16 protein-coding genes, 1 CRISPR repeat array and 2 riboswitches are annotated in these 26,617 nt (G+C 31.0%); of the genes, 2 read left to right on the top strand and 14 right to left on the bottom strand.

All coding sequences use genetic code 11. The features are described 5' to 3' along the window. Positions 1–72 precede the first annotated feature (72 nt). Positions 73–161, bottom strand: a riboswitch (glycine riboswitch). 222 nt (positions 162–383) lie between these two features. The 6 genes from thiC to AB3K27_RS09340 form a co-directional block, all read right to left on the bottom strand. Then, entirely contained in the window at positions 384–1,697 is a 1,314-nt protein-coding gene (thiC, locus tag AB3K27_RS09365) for a phosphomethylpyrimidine synthase ThiC (protein ID WP_368490923.1), read from the bottom strand. A 125-nt stretch (positions 1,698–1,822) separates the two neighbouring features. Next, positions 1,823–1,932: riboswitch (TPP riboswitch) on the bottom strand. 73 nt (positions 1,933–2,005) lie between these two features. Continuing rightward, the gene (locus AB3K27_RS09360; RefSeq protein WP_368490922.1) at positions 2,006–2,254 is read right to left on the bottom strand and encodes a hypothetical protein; all 249 of its coding nucleotides are present in this window, start codon (positions 2,252–2,254) and stop codon (positions 2,006–2,008) included. A 229-nt stretch (positions 2,255–2,483) separates the two neighbouring features. Next, a complete protein-coding gene (locus AB3K27_RS09355) occupies positions 2,484–4,928 on the bottom strand; it encodes a sugar phosphate nucleotidyltransferase (protein WP_368490921.1) in 2,445 nt (814 codons plus the stop codon). Positions 4,929–4,959: 31 nt separating this feature from the next. Next, positions 4,960–6,450 (bottom strand): glycosyltransferase, encoded by a 1,491-nt coding sequence (locus AB3K27_RS09350; protein ID WP_368490920.1) that lies wholly within the window; start codon positions 6,448–6,450, stop codon positions 4,960–4,962. A 139-nt stretch (positions 6,451–6,589) separates the two neighbouring features. Beyond that, positions 6,590–8,197: an alpha-glucan family phosphorylase gene (gene glgP / locus AB3K27_RS09345; RefSeq protein ID WP_368490919.1), complete on the bottom strand. Its 1,608-nt coding sequence runs from the start codon at positions 8,195–8,197 to the stop codon at positions 6,590–6,592. A 312-nt stretch (positions 8,198–8,509) separates the two neighbouring features. Beyond that, positions 8,510–8,710, bottom strand: coding sequence for a hypothetical protein (locus AB3K27_RS09340; RefSeq protein ID WP_368490918.1), 201 nt, complete (start codon positions 8,708–8,710; stop codon positions 8,510–8,512). Between the two features lie 201 nt (positions 8,711–8,911). Here AB3K27_RS09340 and AB3K27_RS09335 point away from each other — a divergent pair, with 201 nt between their 5' ends. Next, a complete protein-coding gene (locus AB3K27_RS09335; RefSeq protein WP_368490917.1) occupies positions 8,912–10,294 on the top strand; it encodes an FAD-binding oxidoreductase in 1,383 nt (460 codons plus the stop codon). 71 nt (positions 10,295–10,365) lie between these two features. On the opposite strand, the gene AB3K27_RS09330 is transcribed toward AB3K27_RS09335, so the two are convergent. Genes AB3K27_RS09330 through AB3K27_RS09320 form a run of 3 tightly spaced genes read right to left on the bottom strand, consistent with a single transcriptional unit; the run spans position 10,366 to position 14,911 of the window. Continuing rightward, entirely contained in the window at positions 10,366–12,210 is a 1,845-nt protein-coding gene (locus AB3K27_RS09330) for an ABC transporter ATP-binding protein (RefSeq protein ID WP_368490916.1), read from the bottom strand. Further along, positions 12,207–14,432, bottom strand: coding sequence for an ABC transporter ATP-binding protein (locus AB3K27_RS09325; RefSeq protein WP_368490915.1), 2,226 nt, complete (start codon positions 14,430–14,432; stop codon positions 12,207–12,209). The genes AB3K27_RS09330 and AB3K27_RS09325 overlap by 4 nt, the downstream gene beginning before the upstream one ends. Before the next feature lie 41 nt (positions 14,433–14,473). After that, the gene (locus AB3K27_RS09320; RefSeq protein ID WP_368490914.1) at positions 14,474–14,911 is read right to left on the bottom strand and encodes a MarR family winged helix-turn-helix transcriptional regulator; all 438 of its coding nucleotides are present in this window, start codon (positions 14,909–14,911) and stop codon (positions 14,474–14,476) included. A gap of 196 nt (positions 14,912–15,107) precedes the next feature. Between AB3K27_RS09320 and AB3K27_RS09315 the strand changes: the two genes are divergently transcribed. Continuing rightward, the gene (locus AB3K27_RS09315; protein ID WP_368490913.1) at positions 15,108–15,836 is read left to right on the top strand and encodes a LysE family translocator; all 729 of its coding nucleotides are present in this window, start codon (positions 15,108–15,110) and stop codon (positions 15,834–15,836) included. 92 nt (positions 15,837–15,928) lie between these two features. Here the strand turns inward: AB3K27_RS09315 and AB3K27_RS09310 are convergent, their stop codons facing one another. From AB3K27_RS09310 to AB3K27_RS09290, 5 genes are all read right to left on the bottom strand, one after another. Continuing rightward, the gene (locus AB3K27_RS09310) at positions 15,929–17,791 is read right to left on the bottom strand and encodes an APC family permease (RefSeq protein WP_368490912.1); all 1,863 of its coding nucleotides are present in this window, start codon (positions 17,789–17,791) and stop codon (positions 15,929–15,931) included. A 438-nt stretch (positions 17,792–18,229) separates the two neighbouring features. After that, positions 18,230–21,702: direct repeats of the CRISPR family, unit length 30 nt; unit sequence GTTTCAATTCCTTATAGGTAGTCTAAAATC. Positions 21,703–21,813: 111 nt separating this feature from the next. Next, complete coding sequence (locus AB3K27_RS09305; RefSeq protein WP_368488402.1) at positions 21,814–22,950, bottom strand: ISAs1 family transposase; 1,137 nt, start codon at positions 22,948–22,950, stop codon at positions 21,814–21,816. Positions 22,951–23,462: 512 nt separating this feature from the next. Beyond that, entirely contained in the window at positions 23,463–24,305 is an 843-nt protein-coding gene (locus AB3K27_RS09300) for a YitT family protein (protein WP_368490911.1), read from the bottom strand. 478 nt (positions 24,306–24,783) lie between these two features. Then, positions 24,784–25,653, bottom strand: a complete 870-nt coding sequence (locus tag AB3K27_RS09295) for a GGDEF domain-containing protein (RefSeq protein ID WP_368490910.1) — start codon at positions 25,651–25,653, stop codon at positions 24,784–24,786. A gap of 293 nt (positions 25,654–25,946) precedes the next feature. Then, a complete protein-coding gene (locus AB3K27_RS09290) occupies positions 25,947–26,603 on the bottom strand; it encodes an HAD family hydrolase (protein ID WP_368490909.1) in 657 nt (218 codons plus the stop codon). Positions 26,604–26,617: the final 14 nt, after the last annotated feature.

The following is a 26,617-nucleotide window of genomic DNA, read 5'->3' as shown; positions in this document are numbered from 1 at the left end:
ATGCGCTCTGTCTTTATACCTGAAAGATTTTAGCTTCTTCGGTGTATTGCTTATTGCTACTTTCCAGAGTTTCGTCAAAATCCAGTCCTTTTACCTGAGAGTTTACTGCAGCTTCCCCTTCGGTGCTGCCATATTCCGGCAGTCTCTCCTAAATCCATCATCCGAGTATTATATTTTTATTAATAAAATATTAGCATAGCCCCTTTATAGTGTCAATAAAATACTAAAATTCCATATCAATTTCTTAAATTTTATTCCTTATTATTTACAATAAAAAAATTAATATATAAAATTATTATGAAATTCATATAATTTTTAACCTTTTGCAATATCTATACATAATATATATTTTTTACAATTATACTGTATATTTCAAAATACCTTTAATCTTCTTCTCTTAAAATATTTATATTTTTCCCCTCCATTACTTTGTTCATATTTCTTACAGCACACATTTTTCCACACATAGTACAAGTATCTTCATGTTCCGGGGTAGATTCTTTTCTGTATCTTATTGCCTTTTCCGGATCAATTGCCAATTTAAACATCTTATCCCAGTCAAGCTCCCGTCTTGCCTTGCTCATTTTATAGTCCCAATCTTTTGCACCTTTTATATTATTGCTTATATCTGCAGCATGTGCTGCTATTTTAGAAGCTATAATTCCTTCTTTCATATCCTCAACACTTGGAAGCCTTAAATGCTCTGCTGGAGTAACATAACACAGAAAATCTGCACCGTTTGCAGCTGCTATCGCTCCACCAATAGCACTTGTTATATGATCATATCCCGGTGCAATATCTGTAACTAAAGGTCCAAGTACATAAAAAGGCGCACCATGACACAATTTTTTTTCCAGCTGCATATTAGAAGCTATTTCATTTAAAGGCATATGTCCTGGTCCTTCGACTATAACTTGCACATTCTTTTCCCATGCTCTTTTGGTAAGCTCTCCAAGAGTTATAAGTTCCTTTATCTGACTGGCATCTGTAGAATCATTGATGCTTCCTGGACGACAGGCATCTCCGAGACTTATGGTAACATCGTATTTTGCAAATATATCTAAAACTTTATCGTAGTATTCATAAAATGGATTTTCTTTATTGTTTAGTTCCATCCATGCATATAAAAGAGATCCCCCTCTTGAAACTATATTAGTAAGTCTTTTATTTCTCTTAAATACTTTTACAGTTTCCCTGTTGATTCCTGCATGTATAGTCATAAAATCCACTCCATCCTGGGCGTGTTTTTCTACTACAGCTAAAAATTCTTCCGATGATATATCACTTAATTCCTTATCATAAAACCCTACAGCATCATATATAGGTACAGTACCTATCATAGCCGAACATATCTCTACAATTTTCTTTCTAAATTTTTCAGTTTTCCCATAAGAACTTAAATCCATTATAGCTTCTGCTTTCATATCAACTGCCGTTTTAACCTTTTCAAGTTCCATATCCATATTGGCACAATCTTTTGATATGCCTAGGTTAACATTTATTTTAGTTTTTAATCCCTGACCAACACCCTGGGCATCTAAAGATTTGTGATTCCTATTTGCAGGTATTACTATTTTACCTTCAGATACAAGCTTCCTTAAAATTTCTACATCCATATCTTCTTTTTGAGATACCACTTTCATTTCCTTTGTTATAATTCCCTTTTTAGCAGCATCCATTTGAGTAGTAAAATTCATACTTCATCCTCCTTTTATTGTTAATTCTTTATACACCGATGAGTCATGTCATTTGTATAATGAATTTAATAAAAGCCTATAAAAACAAAAAGCATAAATCCGTAGACTTATGCTTTAATTACCAATATATTTACACAAACAACTTCCTACGCTGGCATTACCCAGATCAGGTTTAGGGTCAAAGAATTAACTTTCTTAATCTCAGCCGGAAACACCAGCCCCCCTCTATATATTATTTAACTTTTTTATATACTATCACAAAAGCTATCTTCAATCAAGTAAAATTGAAAATAGGTTGGACAATAATTTCAAACAGGCTTACAACTTTCCCTATAAGTTAAATTTATGTTAATACCTAATATTCTGGCATATATTAAAAAATGTATTATATCTTTATCTATACCTTCTTCTATATTTTTTAATTCCTCTTCTTTGAATCCAGAAATACCGGATAAATCTTCAAAGGTTCTTTTATTTTCTTCTCTGCATCTTTTTAAAATTCCCCTTAACTTTAAATATATTTCTTCCACCTCTATGTATTTTCTATTTGCATTCATATTCTAAATCCCCCTTATATCAAGTTTTTCTTAGGTTCAGGTAGAGTTTACTCATAAATAATGCTTTTCTCCACCTGAACCTTAGAAGAACTTATCCAGGCGCATAGCAGTACTTATCCCCCACTTTGAAGAAGTCAGGGGTGTTAGCTAATTACCGTGTTCGGATAAACAATTAAGAGTTAAGAGTAAATTAAAAATCAACTTATATCTTAACTTTTAATTCATTATTTCAACATTGATTAGTTATAGTAGTAATTTTATTTAAAATATCATCTGTAAGTTTATTGAGTTTTTTATAATCACTGCACTCTGTATAAACCTTACATAAAGGTTCATCTGCATCTGGCATTACCAATGTCCATCCATCTTCAAAATTAAGTTTTACCCCTTCAATCAGATCTATGGATTTTGAAGTATTTTCTTCTATTAAATTTCTCATCAATCTCCCTTTCATATTCCAGGGACACTTTATTTCCTTTTTCATAGTATAATATTTGGGTATAACAGAGGTTATCTGAGAAAGAGTTCTGTTGCAGTTTGCCATAAAATTAATAATCATGGCACATACACTTACTGCATCTAATGTCATAAGATATGCATTTACCATATCCCTTTTACTTATACCTGTTGTATTTTTCAAGTAGGTTTCCAGTATAACTTTATGGGCAGTCTTAGTTCTTATAAATTTACATCCGCATATTTTTGCCAGCTTTTCCATGGTGGAAGAGGCTGTAACTGGAACTACTAAAGTTTTTATGTCATGGGTTTTAAGCATAATCAGTGCATTTAAGGCATCATACAAATTATCCTTTATTATGCCTCCCTTTTCATCTATAATAACAGGTCTTTCACATTCCTCATCTATTTCAATTCCAAAGTTCGCACTGTCTTCTACAACTTTTTTGGCCAACCCTTTGGTATCTCCAAACCTATCATAAAGTATTGCCTCTACTTTAAGTTCTCTCAAAATTGCTCTCATTACTTCAAGTACCATGGGATCTTCTATACTTAAAACTGCCCTGTACTTCTGGCTTTTTATATTTTCAATAGAAAGTCCATTTATAAGCTGTCTTTCATAATACTCCAGACAATTGTATATATGTTCCATGTGCTTAAACTTATCTGGTTTAACTCTTCTAAAGTCCTCTCTTGTGAAACTGCTTTCTATTTTTCTCTCCATTGCTCTGTCTATATTAAGACCATTTTTATCCATAAATATTATAGTAACCTTCTCCGGTGCATTTCTATTTACACATACATAAATTCCTGCCTGAGCTCCAAAAAAGAGAATTGACTGTCTTATAAAAGCCATTGGCATCTTTTTTAAGTCCATGACCTCCATACCCATGGATAAAAGCCCTGTGGCCAGGGAATATTTGAACATCTGTGCCGCTCCATTATCACTGCAGGCTATGGCAACCCTGGAATCTGCCTTTAGAACAGAGCCATAGGCAGAACCAAGTCTTGATACACACTCTGGAGTTATATCTACATTTATCTCTCCACTAATACCATTCTTGCCAAAAATGGATTTTGATGCTTTTTCTTTCCATATAATATTAGAGTTTACCAAAGTGCCACTTTCTATTATCTTATTGGGCCATATTTTAACTCCCGGCTTTATTATGGCCTTATCCCTTATAATAGTGTCATTTCCAAGAGCAGCTTCTTCAAATACAGAACACTGAGATTTAATTTGAACTTTTTTACAGAGTACAGCACCTCTTATCTGTGCTTTGTCCCCTATATAACAGTTATTAAAAAGCACACTCCTTTTTATGGTAGCATCAGAACATATGATATTGTTCTCTCCCAATACAGTATAGGGACCAATCTGGGCATTTTTATATATTTTACTGCCCCTTCCTATATATACAGGTGTTGAAATCTTAGCCTGAGGGCTTATTTCACAGTCTTCTCCCATCCATATATCCTCACTATATTTTTGTGCTTTTATATTTACACTTGCAAGTCCCTTTAATATATCAAAATGACATTTCATGTACTGATCAATATTTCCTATATCACACCAATATCCCTGTGATACATACCCAAACACAGGTACTTTTTCCCTAAGCAAAATAGGAAAAAGGTCTCTGCTGAAATCAAATTTCTTATTTTTATCATAATATTTAAAAATATCCGGTTCTAAAATATATATTCCTGTATTTATCTTGTCACTGAATACTTCCCCCCATCCCGGCTTTTCCAAAAAACCAGTTACCTTTCCTTTATCATCTGTAACTACCACTCCAAATTCCAAAGGTACCGGTTCTTCCTTAAGCACCAAAGTGGCTACCGCACCTTTACTTTTATGATAGGCAATTGCTCTGGATAAATCTATATCTGTAAGGGCATCTCCACTTATAACAATAAATGTGTCATTTAAAAATGCCTCTGCATTTTTAACACTTCCTGCAGTTCCTAAAGGGGTTTCTTCTATAAAATAACTTATATTTACTCCAAAATCTTTGCCATCCCCAAAATAATTTATTATTTCATCGGGCAAATATTGTAGGGTGGCTCCAATATCTTCTATGCCCGTACTCTTAAGTAGTTCTAATGCATATTCCATTATGGGTTTGCCCATAATGGGCATCATGGGTTTAGGTATGTTACAGGTTAAAGGCCTTAACCTGGTTCCCTCTCCTCCGGCCATTATTACAGCTTTCACAACCATCACACCCTTTATCCATTTTTAATATTTAAACCTTACTTTTTTCTTTATTTTTAGTACTGGTTCTTTTTCTTCCTGCAGTCTGACTTTTACCTTTAACTCTAGCTCCTACTTTTACTTTCGCATCTTCCTGTTCTTTTTTATCTTCCTGTCTACTTTCTCTAAGATCCTCATAATATTCTAAAATCTCTTCCTTTTTAAAATTATCTTTTGCAGGCTCATTATGATTAGTTTTTGCAACTTCCGCTAAATCCTTATTTTCCTCATTTAAACTTTTATATACCTTATAGTCTTCTCTAAAAGATTTATTATTATTTTCCATCTCCAACTTTCTCCATTCCGTGCCACCAGCTTCCTCTAAAACTTCATCATACATTTTCATAGTAAGATCCCCTACCTTATCCCATGTGAATCTATCTTTTACAGTATTTTTTCCATTATCACTTATATGCTTAGCAAAGGCCTCATCATATAACAGCTGAACTATATTATCTGCTATACTATTGGAATTTCCATTTATACATTTAAGTCCATTTTCTCCATGATCCACAATCTCGCTTAATCCACCTGTATCTGAAACAACTACAGGACACCCTGCTGCCATAGCCTCCAGAGCTACAATGCCAAAAGGTTCATAAAGAGATGGAAATACTGCTGCACTAGATACTCTGTATAATTTATTCTTTTCTGATTCATCCATATATCCTGTAAATAAGAATTTATCTGCTAATCCAGAATATCTAACTTTATCCTTCAATTCCTCTGTCATAGGACCGGTACCTGCTATTATAAATTTGGAATCATTGTATCTACTTATTATATTAGGAGCTGCTTCTATAAGAAGGTGTATTCCTTTCTCAAAAACATGCCTTCCTATGCAAAAGATTATCTTTTCATTATCCATGGCATATTTTCTTCTAAAGGAAAGCCAGTCAAATTCAAAGTTAAATTTTCCCAAATTGATTCCATTTGGAATAACCCATATCTTCTCTTCTGGCGTTGAAAACAGCTTATTTATCTGGCTTTTCATATAATTACTGCAGGCAACCACTTTCCATGACTCATAGGTAAGCATCCATTCTGTAGCAGAGATATATCTTTGAGTTACAGTATTTATACCTCCATTTCTCCCATATTCTGTAGCATGCATAGTACATACTACCGGTATTCTAAAGGACCATTTTAAAGTCTTTGCACAGAATGCAGTAAGCCAATCATGAACATGTATTAAATCAAATTCTCCACATTCATTTATCAATCTAACTGCTCTTTCTACCATGGCAAAATTAAGCTGCATTACCCATTTGGTAAAATCCTGAGTATCTATAGCATAAGGTGTAACCCTATGAACAAAAACTCCCTTGTCATCTTCATCTACAGGTGCTGTACCTTCTTCACAGGTAATAACATGAACTTCATTTCCCTTCTCACAAAGAGAATGGGATAGATAATATACGTGATTTGATAATCCACCTATGGTTTTAGGCGGGTATTCCCAAGAAATCATTAAAATTTTCATTATATCACTCTTTTCTTTATAAATTTTATCTTTAAAATTAATTGATAATATTGTAGAAATTTACTAATTAATTTGTTTTTTATAACTTTATCTGATTATAAAAAATTTTGAGTTCATATTTATTATAATTCCTTTTCACTTAGTTATACATTTTATCATAATATTCCATAATCATTCTATCTGCTGAATATCTTTCCACCATTGCATTTACACTGGCTATCATCATTTCATTCCACCTATTTTTATCATTATAATAAGTTTCCAAAACTTTATTGATTAATACATCATAGAGACTTTTTCCATCATAAATATCCTGTTCACTTTCAGTTCTACCTATAAATCCATTTCCTATCTGCCATCCTGTGACTCCATCCCAACAAGCTTCTGGCCACCATCCATCTAAAGTACTTAAATTCAATACCCCATTTACAGCAGCCTTCATTCCAGAAGTACCACAAGCTTCCCTAGTGACCCTTGGATTGTTCAACCATATATCTACTCCTCTTGTAAGTAGTGCTCCTTTTTCCATATTGTAATTATTTAGAAAAACTACAGATTGAGGATACTTCTCTTGTATATTTAAAATATGCTTTATTATTTCTTTTCCGCTAAAATCCAAAGGATGTGCCTTTAATGATATTATTATTTGTACTTTTTTGCTTTTTAAAAGAGGTGAAATTTTTTCTTCATTACTAAATATCAAATCTCCTCTTTTATATGGTGCTGCCCTCCTGGCAAAACCTATAATCAAATTATCCTTATCTAGTTCTACTCCCTTTTCTTCATATACATACTGTATTATCTTCAATTTATTCTTCATGTGAAGTTCCAATAGATTCTCTTTTTTTCTGGCAGCTTCTATAATACGCTTATCTCCCCAGGTATTAATATTTATTCCATTTGTTATACTTATAATTTCACTTCTATTGTGAATATTTTTCCACATTTCATTTGCTGTTTTTCCATGCATAGCTGAAACTGCATTAGATTTTTTAGAAAGTCTGAGTCCTGCTACAGTCATATTGAAAGGATTTCCTCCTATTTGTTCTATAAAATTCCTATCTAGTCCATCATATGCATCCATATATTGTAATATATCAAGACCATGGGATTCATTTCCCTCTATAATAGGAGTATGAGTGGTAAATACAATACTGTCCCTACATTTTCTCCACGCCTCATAAGGATCTTCTCCCTTTCCAATTCTCTCTCTTATAAGTTCAAACCCAGCAAAAACAGCGTGTCCTTCGTTGAAATGGTATATATCTATATCTTTCTTTAATGCTCTTAATGCCCTTACCCCTCCTATTCCAAGTACCATTTCCTGGGCTATTCTTTCTTCTTCAAACCATCCATACAATTGGCCGGTTATCCATCTATCAGAATTTTCCGGAAGATCTGTATCCAGCAGATAAAGTTCCGAATTACCAAAACAATCTACCTTCCACACTTTACAATGTACAACTCTACCTCTTATTTTTACATTTACTTTTATTCCCGTATCCTGGAGAAAATCATAATCATAATTATAAAAAGAATCCACTATTCTCTGTTTGTCATCTATATGCTGTTCTACGTAACCTTGTTTCCATCTTATCCCTATACCAGTTACAGGAAAATTATTTTCTTTAGCAGCTTTAAGATAATCTCCCGCTAATATTCCAAGTCCCCCAGCATAGATTTTAAAATCAGAGTGTAATCCAAATTCCATACAAAAATAAGCAATCTTGGGACAATCTTTACTCACTATTTTGACATCTCCTTTTTCTCTTTTTATAGAAGATAAATTTTAAACTCAATTAAAAAATATTTAATCCCATTAAATATTTTTTACATGTATAAATTATCATAATTGTAATAATATTATATTTTTATCCTATATAATATTACTTTTTTATTATATGTATGATAAGCTTTATTATACATCAAAAAAGAGAGAAATATTTACATAAAATTACTGTTTGTACATTATTTATTGAAAAACATATAAAAGACCACCAATTATTGGCAAATTGATGGTTTTCATATTTTGTATTAGAGGTGATCCTTATAATTATAATTAACAATTTCTATGCTGGCTTAATCCGGAAGCTATTTTCTCACATTCCCCAAGACAATTAGTAACTTGAGTTAATTGGTTACTTATTTGATTTTTAATGTTGGAATTTTCTACTTCTCTTGCAGCCATCTGCAAACCTTGTTGAGCACTTTTTAATGATTCTTTCACCTTATGAATGCTGTCTCTTGCCTGTGAATTCATTTATTGATTCCTCCCCTGCTATATATTTTTGTTAATATTATTTGCAATATAGTAAATATGATACTAGGGCTTCTAAGAATTCGTTTATAAATCTAATCATGAACAATTGAATGTTTTATATGTAACCTATATAATATGCAGTATAGTATCCATTTTAAACTGTAAAAATATACAATGATGATTATAAAGGGAGGTAAAACATTGAAAGAAGAAATTGTTGAAAATTTAAAAAAAGTTGTAGGACAAGATTGGGTTACCAATGATTTATCCCAAATGGAAAGTTATTTATATGATGAAACTGAATCTTTAATTCGTATTAGACCCTCAGAGGATTGTATAGTAGTTAAGCCTGGTTCACCAGAAGAAATATCTAAAATATTAAAATATGCCAATGAAACATTAACACCTGTGGTTCCAAGAGGAGGTGGCACTGGTGTATGTGGTGCGACAGTACCTATAAAACCCAGTATAATTCTTTCTCTTGAAAGATTGAATAAAATTATTGAACTGGATGAAAAAAATTTGATGATTACTGTGGAGTCAGGAACTACTTTAGCAGATTTACTTCAATCATTAAATAAACAGGGTAAATTATTCTTTCCTATACATCCTGGAGATGAAGGTGCACAAATTGGCGGCATGGTTATGGAAAATGCGGGAGGTACAAAAGCTGTAAAACACGGAATCATGAGAAACCATGTAAAATCACTGGAAGTAGTTCTCCCTACAGGAGAAATAGTTAATTTTGGTGGAAAGCTCTTAAAAAACAATATGGGTTACGATTTGCTTCATATGATGATAGGAAGCGAAGGAACTCTTGGTATAGTTACAAAAGTTACTTTAAGGCTTTACGCAAAAAATAATTATACAGGTACCCTTTTAATTTCCTTTAACACAAGACGTGAAGCTTGTGATACAGTACCTAAAATACTTCAGGAAGGAATTACCCCTTTAGCTATTGAATATATGGATAGGTTTATTTCAGAAAAAGCCGCAGAACACCTTGGAACTACCTGGCCTGCCAATAAAGGCTCTGTAGACTTGATGTTTATGCTGGATGGAGCTACCGAGGATGAATTATACTCAACCAGTGAAAAAATTGTAGAAATATGTGAAAAACATAATGCAGTGGACAGTATTATAGCAGAAACTTCAAAAGAGCAAAAAAATCTTTTGGACATACGCAGCAATGCCTACACTCCTTTTAAAGAACATGTAGCAGACGGTCTTGATATGGCAGTTCCTCCATCCTCCGTACCTGATTTTTTTGACGACATAACAGCTCTTGCTGAAAAATACAATACTATAATTCCCGCTGTAGGCCACATAGCAGATGGAAATATTCACAATTTTATTATGAGTGAAAATGGCAAACTACCTTCCTATTATGAAGAATTCAAACAGGAAATGTATAAAATTGCATTAAAATACGGTGGTACAATAACTGCAGAACATGGTACTGGAAAATCACGAAAAAAATATATGCCTCTTCAGTTTACCCAAAGGGAAATTGATATTATGAGTGGAATTAAAATGGTTTTCGATCCTAATAAAATTCTTAACCCCGGCACTGTCGTAGACTAAGGCAATATAATAATTTAAGTTAAAGATTAAGAGTCATGGGATCAAATCATCCATAACTCTCACTTTTTAACTTATTCATTTTCTAAAGAATAGGTAAATTGACTATTATAAAGCTTGGAATACACTCCTCCTTTTTTAAGAAGTTCATCATGAGTTCCCTGCTCTACAATATCTCCATTATCCATTACCAGAATCAAATCAGCATCACGAATTGTAGACAATCTATGTGCAATAATAAAGCTGGTTCGATTTTTCATAAGATTTCTCATAGCCTTTTTTATTCTTACTTCCGTACGAGTATCCACAGAGCTGGTTGCTTCATCTAAAATAAGAATTTTAGGATCTGAAAGTATTGCTCTTGCAATAGTTAAAAGTTGTTTTTGTCCCTGAGATATATTTGAAGTTTCTTCATTAAGAATCATATCATATCCTCCAGGAAGAGTATGCACAAAGCCATCTACATATGCTGCTTTTGCTGCAGCTTTTACTTCTTCATCTTTGGCCTGGAGTTTTCCATATCTTATATTTTCCATTATACTTCCATTATAAAGCCAAGTATCCTGAAGTACCATTCCAAACATAGACCTAAGATCCCTTCTTGTATATTCTCTTATATCATGTCCATCTACCAGTATAGCACCTTTATTCACATCATAAAAACGCATTAGAAGTTTTACTATAGTGGTCTTACCAGCGCCTGTAGGGCCTACAATTGCTACTTTCCGTCCTGGATTTATTCTAGCTGAGAAATCATTGATTACAATTTTATCAGAATTATATGCAAATTGAACATTTTTAAATTCAACACTACCTGCAACATCTTCAATTTTTACAGGATTTTGGACCTCCGAAACTTCTTCTTCCTCTTCCAAAAACTCAAATACACGCTCTGCTGAAGCAGCTGTCTGTTGAAGTATATTGGATATATTGGCAATTTGAGTAATAGGCTGGGTAAATGATCTTACATACTGTATAAAAGCCTGAATATCACCTACCTCAATGGTCTTCTTTATTGCAAGCCATCCTCCTAAAACACATACACCTACATACCCCAGATTACTTACAAAATTCATTACAGGCATTACTATACTAGTTAAAAATTGAGATTTCCATGCAGATTTATAAAGAGTATTGTTAAGTTTATCAAATTTTTCAATGCTGTCTTTTTCTCCATTAAAAGCCTTCATAACTATATGTCCACCATACATTTCCTCTACATGTCCATTTACATGTCCCAGATAATCTTGCTGCTCCTTAAAGTATTTTTGAGAATACTTTATTATAAACATCATAATTATCATTGATAAGGGAATTATACAAAGGGCTACTACAGTCATGAGAACACTTATACTAAGCATCATAATAAATACACCAATTACAGTGGTAACGGATGTGATAATCTGTGTAAGACTCTGGTTAAGTGTTTGACTTAAGGTATCCACGTCATTGGTAACACGAGATAGCACTTCTCCCTGATTTGTACCATCAAAATATTTAAGGGGCAATTTATTTATTTTTTGAGAAATTTCCTTTCTCATTTTATAACTTACCTTCATAGAAACTCCAGACATTATCCATCCCTGAATATAGGCAAATAATGAACTTATCAAATATAATGCCCCAAGTATAACTATTATTTTCCCTATATAATTAAAATCCACTCCTGTTCCACTACCTGAAAGTTTATTCATAATTCCTTCAAATAACTTTGTTGTAGCATTACCTAACATTTTAGGGCCTATTATAGAAAAAGATGCACTAACTGCTGCAAATATAACCACAACAATCACAGAAACTTTATATTCATTCATATATCTTATAAGATTTTTCATTGTACCTTTAAAATTATTTGCTTTTTCTCCTCCCTGAATCATTCCTCCAGGACCCTTTGCATGTTTTCTACCCTTTTTACTCATGCCAATTCCTCCTTTGAAAGCTGTGATAATGCAATTTCTTTATACACATCACAATTTTTCATAAGCTCTTTATGAGTACCCATTCCTACTATACTGCCGTTATCAAGAACTATTATTTCATCTGCATCCATAATTGTTGAAACACGTTGTGCCACAATAAGAAATGTACATGATGCAGTCTCTTTTTCTAGTGCTTTTCTAAGTGCAGCATCTGTTTTAAAATCAAGAGCTGAGAAACTGTCGTCAAACAAATAAATTTCAGGTTTCTTTAAGAGTGCACGGGCAATGGATAATCTCTGTTTCTGACCTCCAGACACATTTGAACCTCCCTGGGAAATTTCAGTTTTAAATCCTTCTGGTTTAGTATTTATAAATTCCAGGGCTTGAGCAACTTCTGCGGCATTTTTAATATCTTTTTCCGCTGCATTCTTATTTGCATATTTAAGATTGGATTCAATTGTACCACTAAATAAATAACTCTTTTGAGGTACATATCCAATTTTATTACGAAGCTCTTGCTGTGACACCTCTTTTACATTTATACCATTTACGAAAACCTCTCCTTCTTTTATATCATAAAAACGCATAATTAAGTTTATAAGAGTAGTTTTACCTGAACCCGTAGAGCCTATAAATGCAGTAGTTTTGCCCGGCAATGCTTTAAAACTAATATTTTTAAGTATGTCCTCTTCAGCTCCCGGATATCTAAAAGATACATTCTTAAATTCCACCACACCTTTCACGCTATCATCAAAATGCTTAGGTATTTTGGGATCTGAAATTAAGATTTCCTTCCTAAAAACCTCATCAATACGTTGTGCTGAAACAGAGGCTCTAGGTATGAGAATAAACATCACTGCAAGCATTAAAAATGCCATGATTATCTGCATTGCATATTGCATAAAGGCCATCATATCTCCCACTTGCATACTTGCATTTGCCACTTCGTGAGAACCTATCCACACAATAATCAACGTTATCCCGTTCATAATAAGCATCATAACAGGCATCATACAGGCCATTACACGATTTACAAATAGATTTGTATTGGTAACATCCTTATTTGCCCTATCAAAACGTTCTTCTTGAAAATCTTGAGTATTAAAAGCTCTTATTACCATCATTCCTGAAAGACTTTCACGGGTTACAAGGTTAAGTCTGTCAATGAGTTTTTGTATAATCTTAAATTTAGGAAAAGCCACTGCAAATATTATAAAAATCAACCCTAAAAGTACTATAACTGCCACTGCAATAATCCATGACATAGAACTACTTTTTTGGATAGCTCTTATTACACCCCCAATTCCCATAATAGGCGCATAAAATACCATTCTTATCATAATTACCATAAGCATTTGTATCTGCGTTATATCATTAGTACTCCTTGTTATAAGGGAAGCTGTTGAAAAATCATCAAACTCTTTATTTGAGAATTTCTCCACTTTTTCAAATATATTTTTACGGAGATTCCTTGCAAGTCCTGCCGCTGTTTTAGACGCTAAAAATCCCACTATTATGGTGCATACACCACCTAATAATGATATAAGAAGCATAATCATTCCCGTATTTATGATATATCTATTCTGCATCTTATCCGTATTCATCCCCAGAGCCTTATACTCAGCCTTAACTTTTGAAACAGCAGATTGAGTTATCATGCTTTCATCTAAATTTGAGATTTTATCATCTATGCCTTTAATTATTTCTTCACGCTGATTATATGGCATGGAGGAAATTACTGCGAACAAATCTGTATCCACAGGCACTTTAAATCCATTAAAGGATATTATTCCATTTTCACTATTGGATTTAATCTTTTCAATACTGGAAACTCTAAGTATTGCCCTGCCCATTATGTTATTCAGTTTTTCTCTTTCACTCTTTTTTATATCTTTAATTACAAAAATAGGTTCATTTTTAAGATTAGGATACTCCTTTAAATACTCTTCATAATCTTTACTGGACTTATCAATAAATTTATAGCTTTTAAAAACCTCCTCTTTATCTTCTTCATTCATGAGCAATTGTGTTTTATTCATTTCACTTTGTCTTATTGCTTGGGGAACTGCATCTAAAATACCCCCTTGTTGTATACCCTTATTTACAATATTAGAAGTGTAATCTGGAAGAGCCAAATCGCACATAGCCTGCACAAACAAAAGTACTACGGCCATAATAATCATTGCAACAAATGGTTTTAAGTATTTTATTAATTTTATCATTATTAGATTTACTCTCCTCATTCAATAATATAGGTTTAAAATTATTTCTTTTCATTGATCAATTTTTCTAACAAATTCAATCCCTCAAGTATTTTATCAATTTCATGAGATGGAACTCCATCTATGATATCTTCAAATTTCTTCTCAATTTCACAAAAATTATGGTGAAAGCTTTTTTTAAATTTTTCAGTTACACTTATATATACTACCCTCCTATCTGTCTTGCTTCTAATTCTCTTAACTAATCCCTGTTTTTCTAGTCTATCTACAATTCCTGACACAGTACTATTAGACAATCCCATCTTTTCACTCAAGTCACTTATTTTCATCTGTCCATGTCTATGTAATATGCCAATAAGCATCCCCTGCGTTCCTGTAAGATTGAAAGGATTAAACTTATTTGACATATTTTTTTTAAAAGAAAATAGAATTGACTTCATTTTTGCCACTATTAAAATACCTTTATTCCCTTCTGTCATGGATTCACCTACTTTAAATTTAAAAATATTTTCTATCCGAATATTTTCTATCCGAATATTTTATTTATGAATCATTTTACTACTTATATTTTTTTAAGTCAACACTTTTAAAATACATATAGTTATTGAAGATGTATCATATTAAATATAAAATAATTACATAACAATAAATTAATAATGAAAGCAGGAAATTTATATGTTACTTAACTTGTTTAGAGGAATACTTATAGGTTTAATAACCGGAATGCCTACAGGTCCTATTGGGGCCATATGTCTTAAAAATACTATAGCCCTTGGAAATACCTATGGTTTGGTATCAGGATTAGGTTCAGCCCTGGCAGATACTATCTATGCATCACTGGCTTCCTTAAGTTTCATAGTGGTGGAAAAATTTATTCTCCTGCACGGATTATATTTTCGTATCATAGGTGGGATTATATTGATTTGTTTCGGTATCTATACTTTTATAAAAGAAAAATCAGCTAATAATATCCACAAATCAGCTAAAACAGAATCGTTAAATAATACTTCTTTATTTAAAGCTTTTATATCAACTTTTCTAATGGCATTTGCAAATCCACTTACGATCTTTTCTTTTATAGCTGTATTTACAGGATTGCATTTAATACATATAGGAAGAGATATGCCTAGTAGAATACTTTTAATAGTGGGAGTATTTATAGGAAGTATGCTCTGGTGGCTTATATTAATTTTTACTGCGGGCAAATTCAGTAATAAGCTAAATTCCAAAAATACAAAATTTATAAATAAAGTTTTAAATTCCATAATAATATTTTCTGGAATTATAATATTTTTAGGAGCCTTTAACTCATTTAATGTAAGAAAACCTTCCCTTTTACATTCAAAATTATTTCAAGTAATTTTGAATGTAAAATACAGATTAGCTCCCCATAGATATAGATAAAAATTAACACGTAAGCTATTATTTGTATAATAAAAACAGGTTTCCCAAATATTCATTATAGGGAAAACCTGTAGAAAAAATTCACTACAAAATTATTTCTTCAAACCTTCTTCATTATCTTCAAAAATTATATACGGTACCGTAACTATTGCTATATTTCTTCTCCTAAGCAGCATGGTTCTAATAAATAATGCAGTTTGATTATGCAATATATTTCCCCACCACTTGGTAACCACGAATTGAGGAAGTACTACTGTTACCGTATCCTTAGAACCTGCTGCGTATTCTTCTGATTCTATAAATTTAACTAGAGGTCCAACTACACTTCTATAAATAGATTTCTTCACCACTATGGGTATACCTATATCGTATTCATGCCATTTTGATAAAAGTCTGGCTGTAGCCTCATCATCTATTGAAACATGGAAAACTATTATATTATTGGATATTGTTCTGGCATAATTCAAAGCCTTTAAAAATGACCTATTTAAAGCATCTATAGGAACAATAACATACCTTTTCTGTTTTGTAAAATCTATTTCTTTAGGCCTCTCATTTACTGCAAGCTTTAACTGCTGAGCTACCTTTTTATAATGTTCATTTATTTCCACCATAATATAAACAAGTACAGGTACTAATATAAAGACAATCCAGGCCCCCTGGAGGAATTTAGTTATACCTAATATAACAGCTGTAGCAAAAGTAACCACTGCCCCTATACCATTTATAACCGCTTTATGCCTCCAGCCTGTACTTTTTAGTTTTATCCATCTTTTAAACATTCCTGCCTGAGACAAGGTAAAGGATACAAATACTCCCACCGCATACAAAGGCATCAGACTATGGGTTTCACCATTAAATATAATAACGAGTATAGAGGATATTATACTCAACATCATAATTCCATTAGAATACCCAAGTCTCTTTCCTCTTTTGGCAAATTGTCTAGGTGCAAATCCATCTTTTGCTATAAAAGCCAGTAATAATGGTAGTCCTGTAAAAGCAGTGTTGCTGGCCATTATAAGTATGATAGTGGTAGTTATTTGAACCAGATAAAACATAATATTCTGGCCAAATATCTGAGAAGCAAGCTGGGCAACTACTGTTACTTCAGTGTTAGGTACTGTATGATAAAGAGTAGCTAAATAAGATACCCCACCAAATATTACAAGTACTACCAGAGCCAAAAGTTCTAAAACTATTCGGGCATTTTTCTGTGAAGGCTCTTTAAAACTAGGTATACCATTACTTACCGCTTCTATACCAGTCAGCGCCGTACATCCAGAAGAAAAGGCCCTTATAAATAATAATAGGGTTATATCAGATACAGCTTCAGGTATTTTGTACACCGGTTTAGGTACATAACCAAGCACCTTTACTTTAAATATTCCAAATATAATCATGCACAAAATAACAGCCATAAATATATAAGTTGGAGTTCCAAATACTTTAGATGATTCCCTTACGCCTCTAAGATTTCCTATGGTTATAATAAATATAAAAAGTAGAGCTATAGTAACTCTATGAGGTGATAAAGAAGGTATGGCGGAAATTATAGCAGCAGTACCTGCCGATGTACTTACTGCTACAGTTAGTATGTATCCAATAGTTAAAGATGCTCCTGCCACAAGTCCGGACACTGTTCCTAAATTATCTTTTGCAACAATATAAGAACCTCCTCCTTGAGGATAGGCATCTATAGTTTGTCTATAAGACAATGTCACTAATATCATTAAAAACACAACACATAGTGCTGAATAAAACATATATTTATAGGACATTATGCCCAAAACAGGTATAAGTACCCATAGTATTTCCTCTCCCGCATAGGCTACAGAGGATATTGCATCACTGGATAATACAGGCAATCCCCAAAGCACATTAAACTTTTCGGATTTAAGTTCTGTAGTTTTAAGACTCCTGCCTATTAATAATCTTCCCAATTTAGATAACATTTTTACACCTCTAAAAGTAAACTTTCTTTTAATTTTAGTATGAGACGATTATATATTATTATTTAATTTTATAATAGCTTTATTTCTCACATTTAAAGCTCATTTTCAATGAAATTATCTAGTTTAACTTAATAGAACAACTTATTTAATTGTTTTTTAGCCTTATTCTTTAATTTAATATATTTTAATAATATTCATGATTAAAATATTAATATAAAAGAAACGGCCTAAAGTAGCCATAATGTTGTTATGAAGCCTTTTCAGACTGTTTTCTAATAGTATTGACAAGCTTTAAATAGCTAGTTTTTGAATATTATTTTTAACGAATTTCTGCTGGCAAAAATAAAGATGTTATTTCTGATTTTATTTTTAACTATTAAGAAAGTAACAAGCCTATAAAGATCATTCAAATAGATTTCGAAATAAAATTCACTAAATAGTAAAATTATAAATACATAGTCTAAAATCTCTTACTGAAACTTTAGGAGGCATTAAAACAGACTAGTTTCAATTCCTTATAAGTAGTCTAAAATTCTTAAATCTCGAAGGTACTAGAAAAAGCACAAGAACTGTTTCAATTCTTTATAGGTAGTCTAAAATCTATATACTGCATTAAAAAAGAATGGTGTTATAGAAAGTTTCAATTCCTTATAGGTAGTCTAAAATCAAAAAATGCAATATTAGATTGTACGAAATATTGCGGGTTTCAATTCCTTATAGGTAGTCTAAAATCAAATCTACATCTTGTACAATGTCTGGATTATCAATAGTTTCAATTCCTTATAGGTAGTCTAAAATCTTAAATCTATTGAGTATACCAAAGATAGAGAAATTAGGTTTCAATTCCTTATAGGTAGTCTAAAATCTCCTTTTTCATTACAGAGTGCCGTTATCTCTCCGTAGTTTCAATTCCTTATAGGTAGTCTAAAATCTAATACAGATGTGTACGGAATATATAGAAAAAAACTAGTTTCAATTCCTTATAGGTAGTCTAAAATCATGAGGTGTAATTGTGAAAGAATGGAGTGAAGCAAGTTTCAATTCCTTATAGGTAGTCTAAAATCCTGATATTCCCCCTTAATAAATTGAAAAGGTGGCATTGTTTCAATTCCTTATAGGTAGTCTAAAATCTAATTCTACAAAATAATGACAAAACCTTTAGAAAAGTTTCAATTCCTTATAGGTAGTCTAAAATCTTTATAGAGAGGGAAAAGAAAGTGTTTTAAAAGCTAGTTTCAATTCCTTATAGGTAGTCTAAAATCTGCTAATGCAGAGCTTTCTTTAGCAAATGTAAAAGGGTTTCAATTCCTTATAGGTAGTCTAAAATCCCATAAGGAGTCGATAAACATGCGTGATGTGTTTCCAAGTTTCAATTCCTTATAGGTAGTCTAAAATCACAGTTGAGATATGGACATGAATATTGTCAGTATTAGTTTCAATTCCTTATAGGTAGTCTAAAATCTATATAAAAAAATATAGCCTCAATGACTTTTTAAAATGTTTCAATTCCTTATAGGTAGTCTAAAATCGAAAGAACTACGAAGGGAACGACAAGGGAACAATAGTTTCAATTCCTTATAGGTAGTCTAAAATCCACACTTCATCACTAGCATCTGGTGATAAAAATTTAGTTTCAATTCCTTATAGGTAGTCTAAAATCTAACTAGGCTTTGTAGCTCTTTACATTCTACATTAAAGTTTCAATTCCTTATAGGTAGTCTAAAATCGCTAGATTTAAAATTGAAGGCCGAAGAGATTTAGAGTTTCAATTCCTTATAGGTAGTCTAAAATCCCAATATGGGATTAGATTATTCTGAGATATTGGAAAGTTTCAATTCCTTATAGGTAGTCTAAAATCCCTGAAATCCTTCCTTCTGCTATATCTGCTTCTGGGTTTCAATTCCTTATAGGTAGTCTAAAATCTCTTTTCCGTTCCTTACGTGGATTGTGTATTTTTTAGGTTTCAATTCCTTATAGGTAGTCTAAAATCAAAATCTGAAATATCTAACTTACAATCAGATATAAAGTTTCAATTCCTTATAGGTAGTCTAAAATCTAAAAATGCCCAGAAGTATGAGTATATAAAAGAAGGTTTCAATTCCTTATAGGTAGTCTAAAATCGGTTAGGGTTCAAAGATTGCTTAAAGAGAATTACAGGTTTCAATTCCTTATAGGTAGTCTAAAATCCTAAAGAAAAGTTTCTACGCCTTAAATGTATACAAGTTTCAATTCCTTATAGGTAGTCTAAAATCCCGCGGTTAAGTACTGTTGTAGCATAACCATTTGTGGGTTTCAATTCCTTATAGGTAGTCTAAAATCTAGTTATTATGAAATTCCATCCTGTTTGGATTCCAGTTTCAATTCCTTATAGGTAGTCTAAAATCATTTTCAAGTGTTTCCAAATCTTCAATGTTTGACTTGTTTCAATTCCTTATAGGTAGTCTAAAATCTTAAAGTATATGTTGATGATAGCTTTATAAAAGAAAGTTTCAATTCCTTATAGGTAGTCTAAAATCGTCCAGAACTTGTTTGGACGAAAGGCGGAGAAACAGGTTTCAATTCCTTATAGGTAGTCTAAAATCTTAATTTGTCCAGTCCTTACGCCCTGTTCATACTCTAGTTTCAATTCCTTATAGGTAGTCTAAAATCATTTTTCCTTACGAAAAATTAAGTATGATTAATTAAGTTTCAATTCCTTATAGGTAGTCTAAAATCTTTTTATCTTTCAACCCTATTTTTAAAACTCATTGGAGTTTCAATTCCTTATAGGTAGTCTAAAATCTTTTTATCTTTCAACCCTATTTTTAAAACTCATTGGAGTTTCAATTCCTTATAGGTAGTCTAAAATCTATCTAAGAAAAAAAGAGCCTTTTTAGGTTCCTCAGTTTCAATTCCTTATAGGTAGTCTAAAATCGATATTCCACCTTCTTTATTATCAGATGCAGTACACTTGTTTCAATTCCTTATAGGTAGTCTAAAATCGCTGATTTTGCTAAGGATACATTGAAACATTTAAGTAGTTTCAATTCCTTATAGGTAGTCTAAAATCTAAACCTTTAGTTGCTCCACATGAATGACAAGTTAAAGTTTCAATTCCTTATAGGTAGTCTAAAATCGTTAATTCTTCAAACATATTATCATTCCCCCTTTATGGTTTCAATTCCTTATAGGTAGTCTAAAATCAATTAGCTTGTATTTGCAATATTCAGCTAATCGTAGTTTCAATTCCTTATAGGTAGTCTAAAATCGGAGATGCAGATTTAGTCGCTGCTAATATAGTAAGAGGGTTTCAATTCCTTATAGGTAGTCTAAAATCGCTGATTTTGCTAAGGATACATTGAAACATTTAAGTAGTTTCAATTCCTTATAGGTAGTCTAAAATCTTTATCTCCCATGTTAGATGCGGTAGGAATAGATAGGTTTCAATTCCTTATAGGTAGTCTAAAATCCATCCCTCAAAAAATAGGGAACAAAGATCCTTCTATGTTTCAATTCCTTATAGGTAGTCTAAAATCGGGTCCGGTTTATTATCAACAGGCAAGTTATTTTCAGTTTCAATTCCTTATAGGTAGTCTAAAATCTAAATCAAGTCCGTACGACTTCTCAAGATATAGAGGGTTTCAATTCCTTATAGGTAGTCTAAAATCCATTTCATTTTTCATATGAGGATCGTCAAGTGATGGGTTTCAATTCCTTATAGGTAGTCTAAAATCTAAAAATGACTTTGTATAAGTTTCGTTTTGTTCTATGTTTCAATTCCTTATAGGTAGTCTAAAATCGAGAGGTTCATATGACTAAATCTGTAGTTGAAGAATGTTTCAATTCCTTATAGGTAGTCTAAAATCATTTCCCATAGAAACCATTGTTCAGTTCTGTGGTTGGTTTCAATTCCTTATAGGTAGTCTAAAATCCCATCCAATTATTATTATAACAGGGTTCATGAAAATATCAACATGTTAATGGAATATTAACAGGACAAACGCATGAAAATATATAACTACATAAGTAAGATTACGAGTTAACTAAATTTCCATAATTTTACTTATATATTCATCAGGTTTACAATTGATTGAAAATCTTTTTAATTTTAAACTCATCTTTTTTCCCATATCCAATAATTTTAATATAGATAATGCCCATTTTCTTATTATATTCATATTTTTATTTGCTGTTTCTTCAACTGTTTTAATGCTATCCTCTTTAAATGTAACATCTAAATGCCAGTGCATTATTTCTATTCCCCAATGACCTCGTACAGCTTTTTCAAATAAGTTTATTTCAGGGGCCAAACTACTTATATAATAACGTATTTCTTTACTTTCTTTATCTTTCTTCTTTATAGTTTTTTCTACAATTCCTATACTTTTAAGATTCTTCCATTTTTCCCTATTAGTTAGCCACTTAATGTCCTTTGTTTGATAATATTCCCTTATCTCAATTTGGCCATGTGACTTTTCAACTGTTTTTTTATAATTCCCATCTTTAATTATTTTTTCCCTAAAGTCATCATCTTCAAAATAGGTTATTAAATCATTATGCAGTATTTCTTGGTTCCCTTTTACTGCTAACACGTAGTCAGCTTTTTTCTTTATTATTTTCTCAGCAATTTTAGTTTGTGTTCCCATTGCATCTATTGTTACTACATATCCTTTTATTTGTAATCTATCTAACAATTCAGGAATTGCTAAAATCTCATTTTCTTTTTCTTTCACTGCACTTTGTCCAAAACAAACTCCTTCTTCATCACACCAGGCTGACACTATGTGTAGTGGTTTTTTACCTTCAGTCTTACTTCCTCTCATAGTTTTTCCATCTATGTTAAGTATTTTTTTTATACTTTCACCATCATTTTTAGATATATATTCATTCCAAGTAGATTGAATCTGTTGAATTAAATTAGGTTCTATCATTCCCATCACTCTTTGGAAAGTATCATGTGATGGAACGCCATTTTCTAATTTAAAATACCTTTTTAAAAGTGTTTCATGTAATTTACAAAATACCTCTATTTCAGTCCACTCATTTCCATTTCCTAAAGATGCAATCAAAACCATTCCCACAATTTCATTTATTGGATATCTTACTTTATTAAATTGTCTTGGATCATCTATATTTTTCAGTGACTCAAAAAAATCATACATATCATAAATATTCTTCATAAATTTAAAATCTCCCTTTTTATGATTTTATCAAAAAAAGTGGAGATTTTAAATAAAATTTATTTCATGCGTTTGTCCTGGGAATATTAATAAAAATCATAAACCCTTATGGTATCTTATTTTTTAAATTTATCGAACCCCGGGGTTTTTTACACTACTGGGGGTCGATGAAAAATTCTAATAAATATTATTGGCATTGATTAAACTTGCTATAAAACTTATTATTTCTGCAATAACCTTTCTGGAAGCTTTTGTTTTTATATAATTATAATATTATAGGACGTTCAGAAAATAAATATAAAACATAATAAATTGAGCGTAATAATTAATGCCCATAAGGATACTCATGTCATTCCTTTAATATCTCACTTATTATGTTTTAACATAATTCAATAAAAGCTCTGGATTTGCTAGGGCTTTTTGTGTGTTTTGTTATTTTTGATGGCCTGTACCTCAGCTCATATCTCTGCTTTCATATGAAAATACTTTTTATTCCATTAATTCCTACCGTTTCAAAAAATAGCTGTTTTAAATCCCTTACCTCTAACTTCACTTACATCCATAATAGACATCACCGATCTGGGATCCATATCCAAAATAAATTTCTTTGTTTGTTCAATTTGTGCTGGATTCATTATAGAATATATAACTTTTTTCTTGTTTCCAGTGTAAGCTCCTTCTCCATAAAGATAGGTAACTCCTCTTCCAATTTTTTTGCATATAGCCTTTTCCACTTCATCACTATTTTCAGTTATTACAAATAGTACTTTTTCTTTATAAAATCCCTGAATTACTTTTTCCACTACTACAGAGTACATATACATGGATATTAAAGTATACAGTGCCCTTGGCAAACTTCCTATAAAGATACCCATAAAAACTATTATTGCATTTATTAAAAAAGTTACTTTTCCTATTTTAATTCCATATTTTTTCTTCACCCATACTGCTACTATATCTGTACCTCCAAAAGAAGCCCCGAATTTAAACAATATTCCAGCTCCAATTCCTGTAAGTACCCCACTACATAAAGCTGACAACAACGGATCCTGAAGATAATAAAATACATTAATACTTTTTGTAATTATAAGCAGCAAGGCCATAAATACCATTCCCATAAAACTAAAAATCCCAAATTCTTTATCTATAGTTTTAAATCCTAATATAAATATTGGTATATTTATTAATATTACAAAATATCCTGATGGTATCCCTGTAAAATATTGAAAAATAATTGCAATACCAGCCACCCCTCCACTTAAAAATTTATGTGGGATAATAAACATATTAACTCCAATGGAATATATAAAACTTCCCAATATAACAAATATAATTCTAAGCAAATTTTCCTTCATAATTTTTCCTCCACCAAAACCATCTGTTTCCGACATGACCGAGCTGCTTAAAAATTTTACTTCAAACAAATTCTATTATATTTTTATAAAGATGGTCAATGAACATAATCATTCATTAATCTGCCATATGCTTAATAATAGATTAAATTATGAATTAAATTCATCAATTATCCCCATAGCTTTTTATAGCTTATGAATACTCTTATATCTTATTACTGAATATTTAAATTATTATATATATTATGTTAATTTAAATTTGGATTCAAATTTATTCATATTAAAATTATATTTGAGTAAGCAAATGGTAATAAATCAAAGATCTATTACCATTTGCTTACTTGTGCTTACTTGATATTTAATTATACGCTGTCTTAATTTAGAATTTTCATAATATAGTATTTATCGTATAACATTTAAAATTATTTTTTAGTCAGTATATTTAAAAAGAATTATCCAATAAAAATATATATAATTAAACTCATATTAGAACAACTCTATTTCTACCTCTAACTTTTGCCTCATAAAGTGCTGAGTCTGCTCTTTCAATACACTCTATAAAACTTACACTATGATTAAAGTTAACTAGTCCAAAACTCATGGTCATGTGAAATATTTCACTATTATATTCAAAAATTTCATTTTCAATTATAGATCTAATATTTTCAATTATAGATAATGCATACTTTAAATCTGTTTCTGGAAGAAAAATCACAAATTCTTCTCCTCCATACCTGGAAATTACATCCTCTTTTCGTAAGTTATTTTTAAATATACATGCTATTTTCTTTAGAACTTCATCTCCGCATCCATGCCCATATGTATCATTAATATTTTTAAAAAAATCCACATCTCCAATAGCCAATGAAAATGATGTAGGTCTTGTACTAATTTTTTTTATTTCACATTCAAATTTTTGCCTTAAATCTCTTCTGTTCGATAATTTGGTAAGAGGATCAATTCTAGACATATTATCTAAATACATATTTAATCTAGTCAATTTAAGATTTGCTTTATTTAGCTTACACTTTTCTTGTTCCAATAATTTGTTCTTATTCTCAATTTCTCTAGTCCTATATTTTACTGCTTTTTCTAATTTAAAATTTATTCTTTTCAATTCTCTTAAATAAAGTTTATTCTCATAATGTTCTTTTACAAAAAGTTTCAAAATATTTCTTATGTGCTTTAAAGTATTACAGTTAGTATTTTTTGAAATATATAAATAATAATTTGAATAATTAAGTTTAATTTTTATATATTTACAATTATTAATATTTTCTTGCGAAATAAACAAATCATCTAAATTACATAATTTTTTTAAATTAATGATTAATTCACCTGTTCTATTCATAGATTCACCACCAATCGAGTAAAACTATCCTTATTATATATTTCTATAGGACGACAACTATCTTATTAACACTTTTATTATATAAATCAAAAACTATATTTTAAAAAATTAGTACTTTATAATAAAAGATTATATCCCATAAACAACCCTTTTTCTACTTTATAATACTTTTTTTTATATTTATTTCATGTTTTTAATATAAAAATAAAATGTATTAGAAAATAATTCCATATTATTTTCTAATACATTAAATATAATAATATATCTGTTAGTGTTATTAATTGTTATAACTTTCATTTTTTATAAGAAATATCAATTACTTTAATAGCATCAATTAATTGTTCCGGTTTACTTATAATAAGTTTATTGTTATTTTGAAACTTGTTTTTATCATATCCCCAGCCATATTCCACTAGAATCACATTTTTTATTCCTGCTTTTTTCGCTGAATCATAATCGGATAATCTATCACCAATTGTTATCACTTCATCCCTGCTAACATTATATTCATGAAGTACAACTTTAAACTCTTCGGACTTATCCAGTTCCTGATGTCCATATCTATGCCCTATGACACCTGAAAAATATTTATCTATACTATAATTTGAAAGCTTTTGCATTACTTCTTCCTTGTAATTTGAAGATACTAATACCAATTTGTAACAACTGGATGCCCACTCTAAAACATCTTTAATACCCTGAAAAATATCTGGTTTTTTAGTAATAATCTCTTTTCTAAATATCTCCACTGCTTTTTTTTGTTTATCAGAGTCCATACCAAGATTATTGTAACACTCATGAAAATCATAACCATATATATTTCTAAATTCTTCAATTGTAGATGGTATTTTCACATCTAACTCACTACCTATAACTTTATATATGTCATAAATGTTAGGAAAAGAATCCACCAATACACCATCGTAATCAAAAATTATTAATTTAATCATTTTAATTCCCCCTC

It is taken from the genome of Clostridium sp. BJN0013 (assembly GCF_040939125.1).
Taxonomy (GTDB): domain Bacteria; phylum Bacillota; class Clostridia; order Clostridiales; family Clostridiaceae; genus Clostridium_B.
This window is presented reverse-complemented; position numbering and strand designations above follow the sequence as displayed.

What these genes read in the sequence shown, in the direction of transcription:
- thiC (WP_368490923.1), bottom strand. Translation starts at nt 1,697, where the DNA reads ATGAATTTTACTACTCAAATGGATGCTGCTAAAAAGGGAATTATAACA.
- AB3K27_RS09360 (WP_368490922.1), bottom strand. Translation starts at nt 2,254, where the DNA reads ATGAATGCAAATAGAAAATACATAGAGGTGGAAGAAATATATTTAAAG.
- AB3K27_RS09350 (WP_368490920.1), bottom strand. Translation starts at nt 6,450, where the DNA reads ATGAAAATTTTAATGATTTCTTGGGAATACCCGCCTAAAACCATAGGT.
- AB3K27_RS09340 (WP_368490918.1), bottom strand. Translation starts at nt 8,710, where the DNA reads ATGAATTCACAGGCAAGAGACAGCATTCATAAGGTGAAAGAATCATTA.
- AB3K27_RS09330 (WP_368490916.1), bottom strand. Translation starts at nt 12,210, where the DNA reads ATGAGTAAAAAGGGTAGAAAACATGCAAAGGGTCCTGGAGGAATGATT.
- AB3K27_RS09325 (WP_368490915.1), bottom strand. Translation starts at nt 14,432, where the DNA reads ATGATAAAATTAATAAAATACTTAAAACCATTTGTTGCAATGATTATT.
- AB3K27_RS09320 (WP_368490914.1), bottom strand. Translation starts at nt 14,911, where the DNA reads ATGACAGAAGGGAATAAAGGTATTTTAATAGTGGCAAAAATGAAGTCA.
- AB3K27_RS09315 (WP_368490913.1), top strand. Translation starts at nt 15,108, where the DNA reads ATGTTACTTAACTTGTTTAGAGGAATACTTATAGGTTTAATAACCGGA.
- AB3K27_RS09310 (WP_368490912.1), bottom strand. Translation starts at nt 17,791, where the DNA reads ATGTTATCTAAATTGGGAAGATTATTAATAGGCAGGAGTCTTAAAACT.
- AB3K27_RS09305 (WP_368488402.1), bottom strand. Translation starts at nt 22,950, where the DNA reads ATGAAGAATATTTATGATATGTATGATTTTTTTGAGTCACTGAAAAAT.
- AB3K27_RS09300 (WP_368490911.1), bottom strand. Translation starts at nt 24,305, where the DNA reads ATGAAGGAAAATTTGCTTAGAATTATATTTGTTATATTGGGAAGTTTT.
- AB3K27_RS09295 (WP_368490910.1), bottom strand. Translation starts at nt 25,653, where the DNA reads ATGAATAGAACAGGTGAATTAATCATTAATTTAAAAAAATTATGTAAT.
- AB3K27_RS09290 (WP_368490909.1), bottom strand. Translation starts at nt 26,603, where the DNA reads ATGATTAAATTAATAATTTTTGATTACGATGGTGTATTGGTGGATTCT.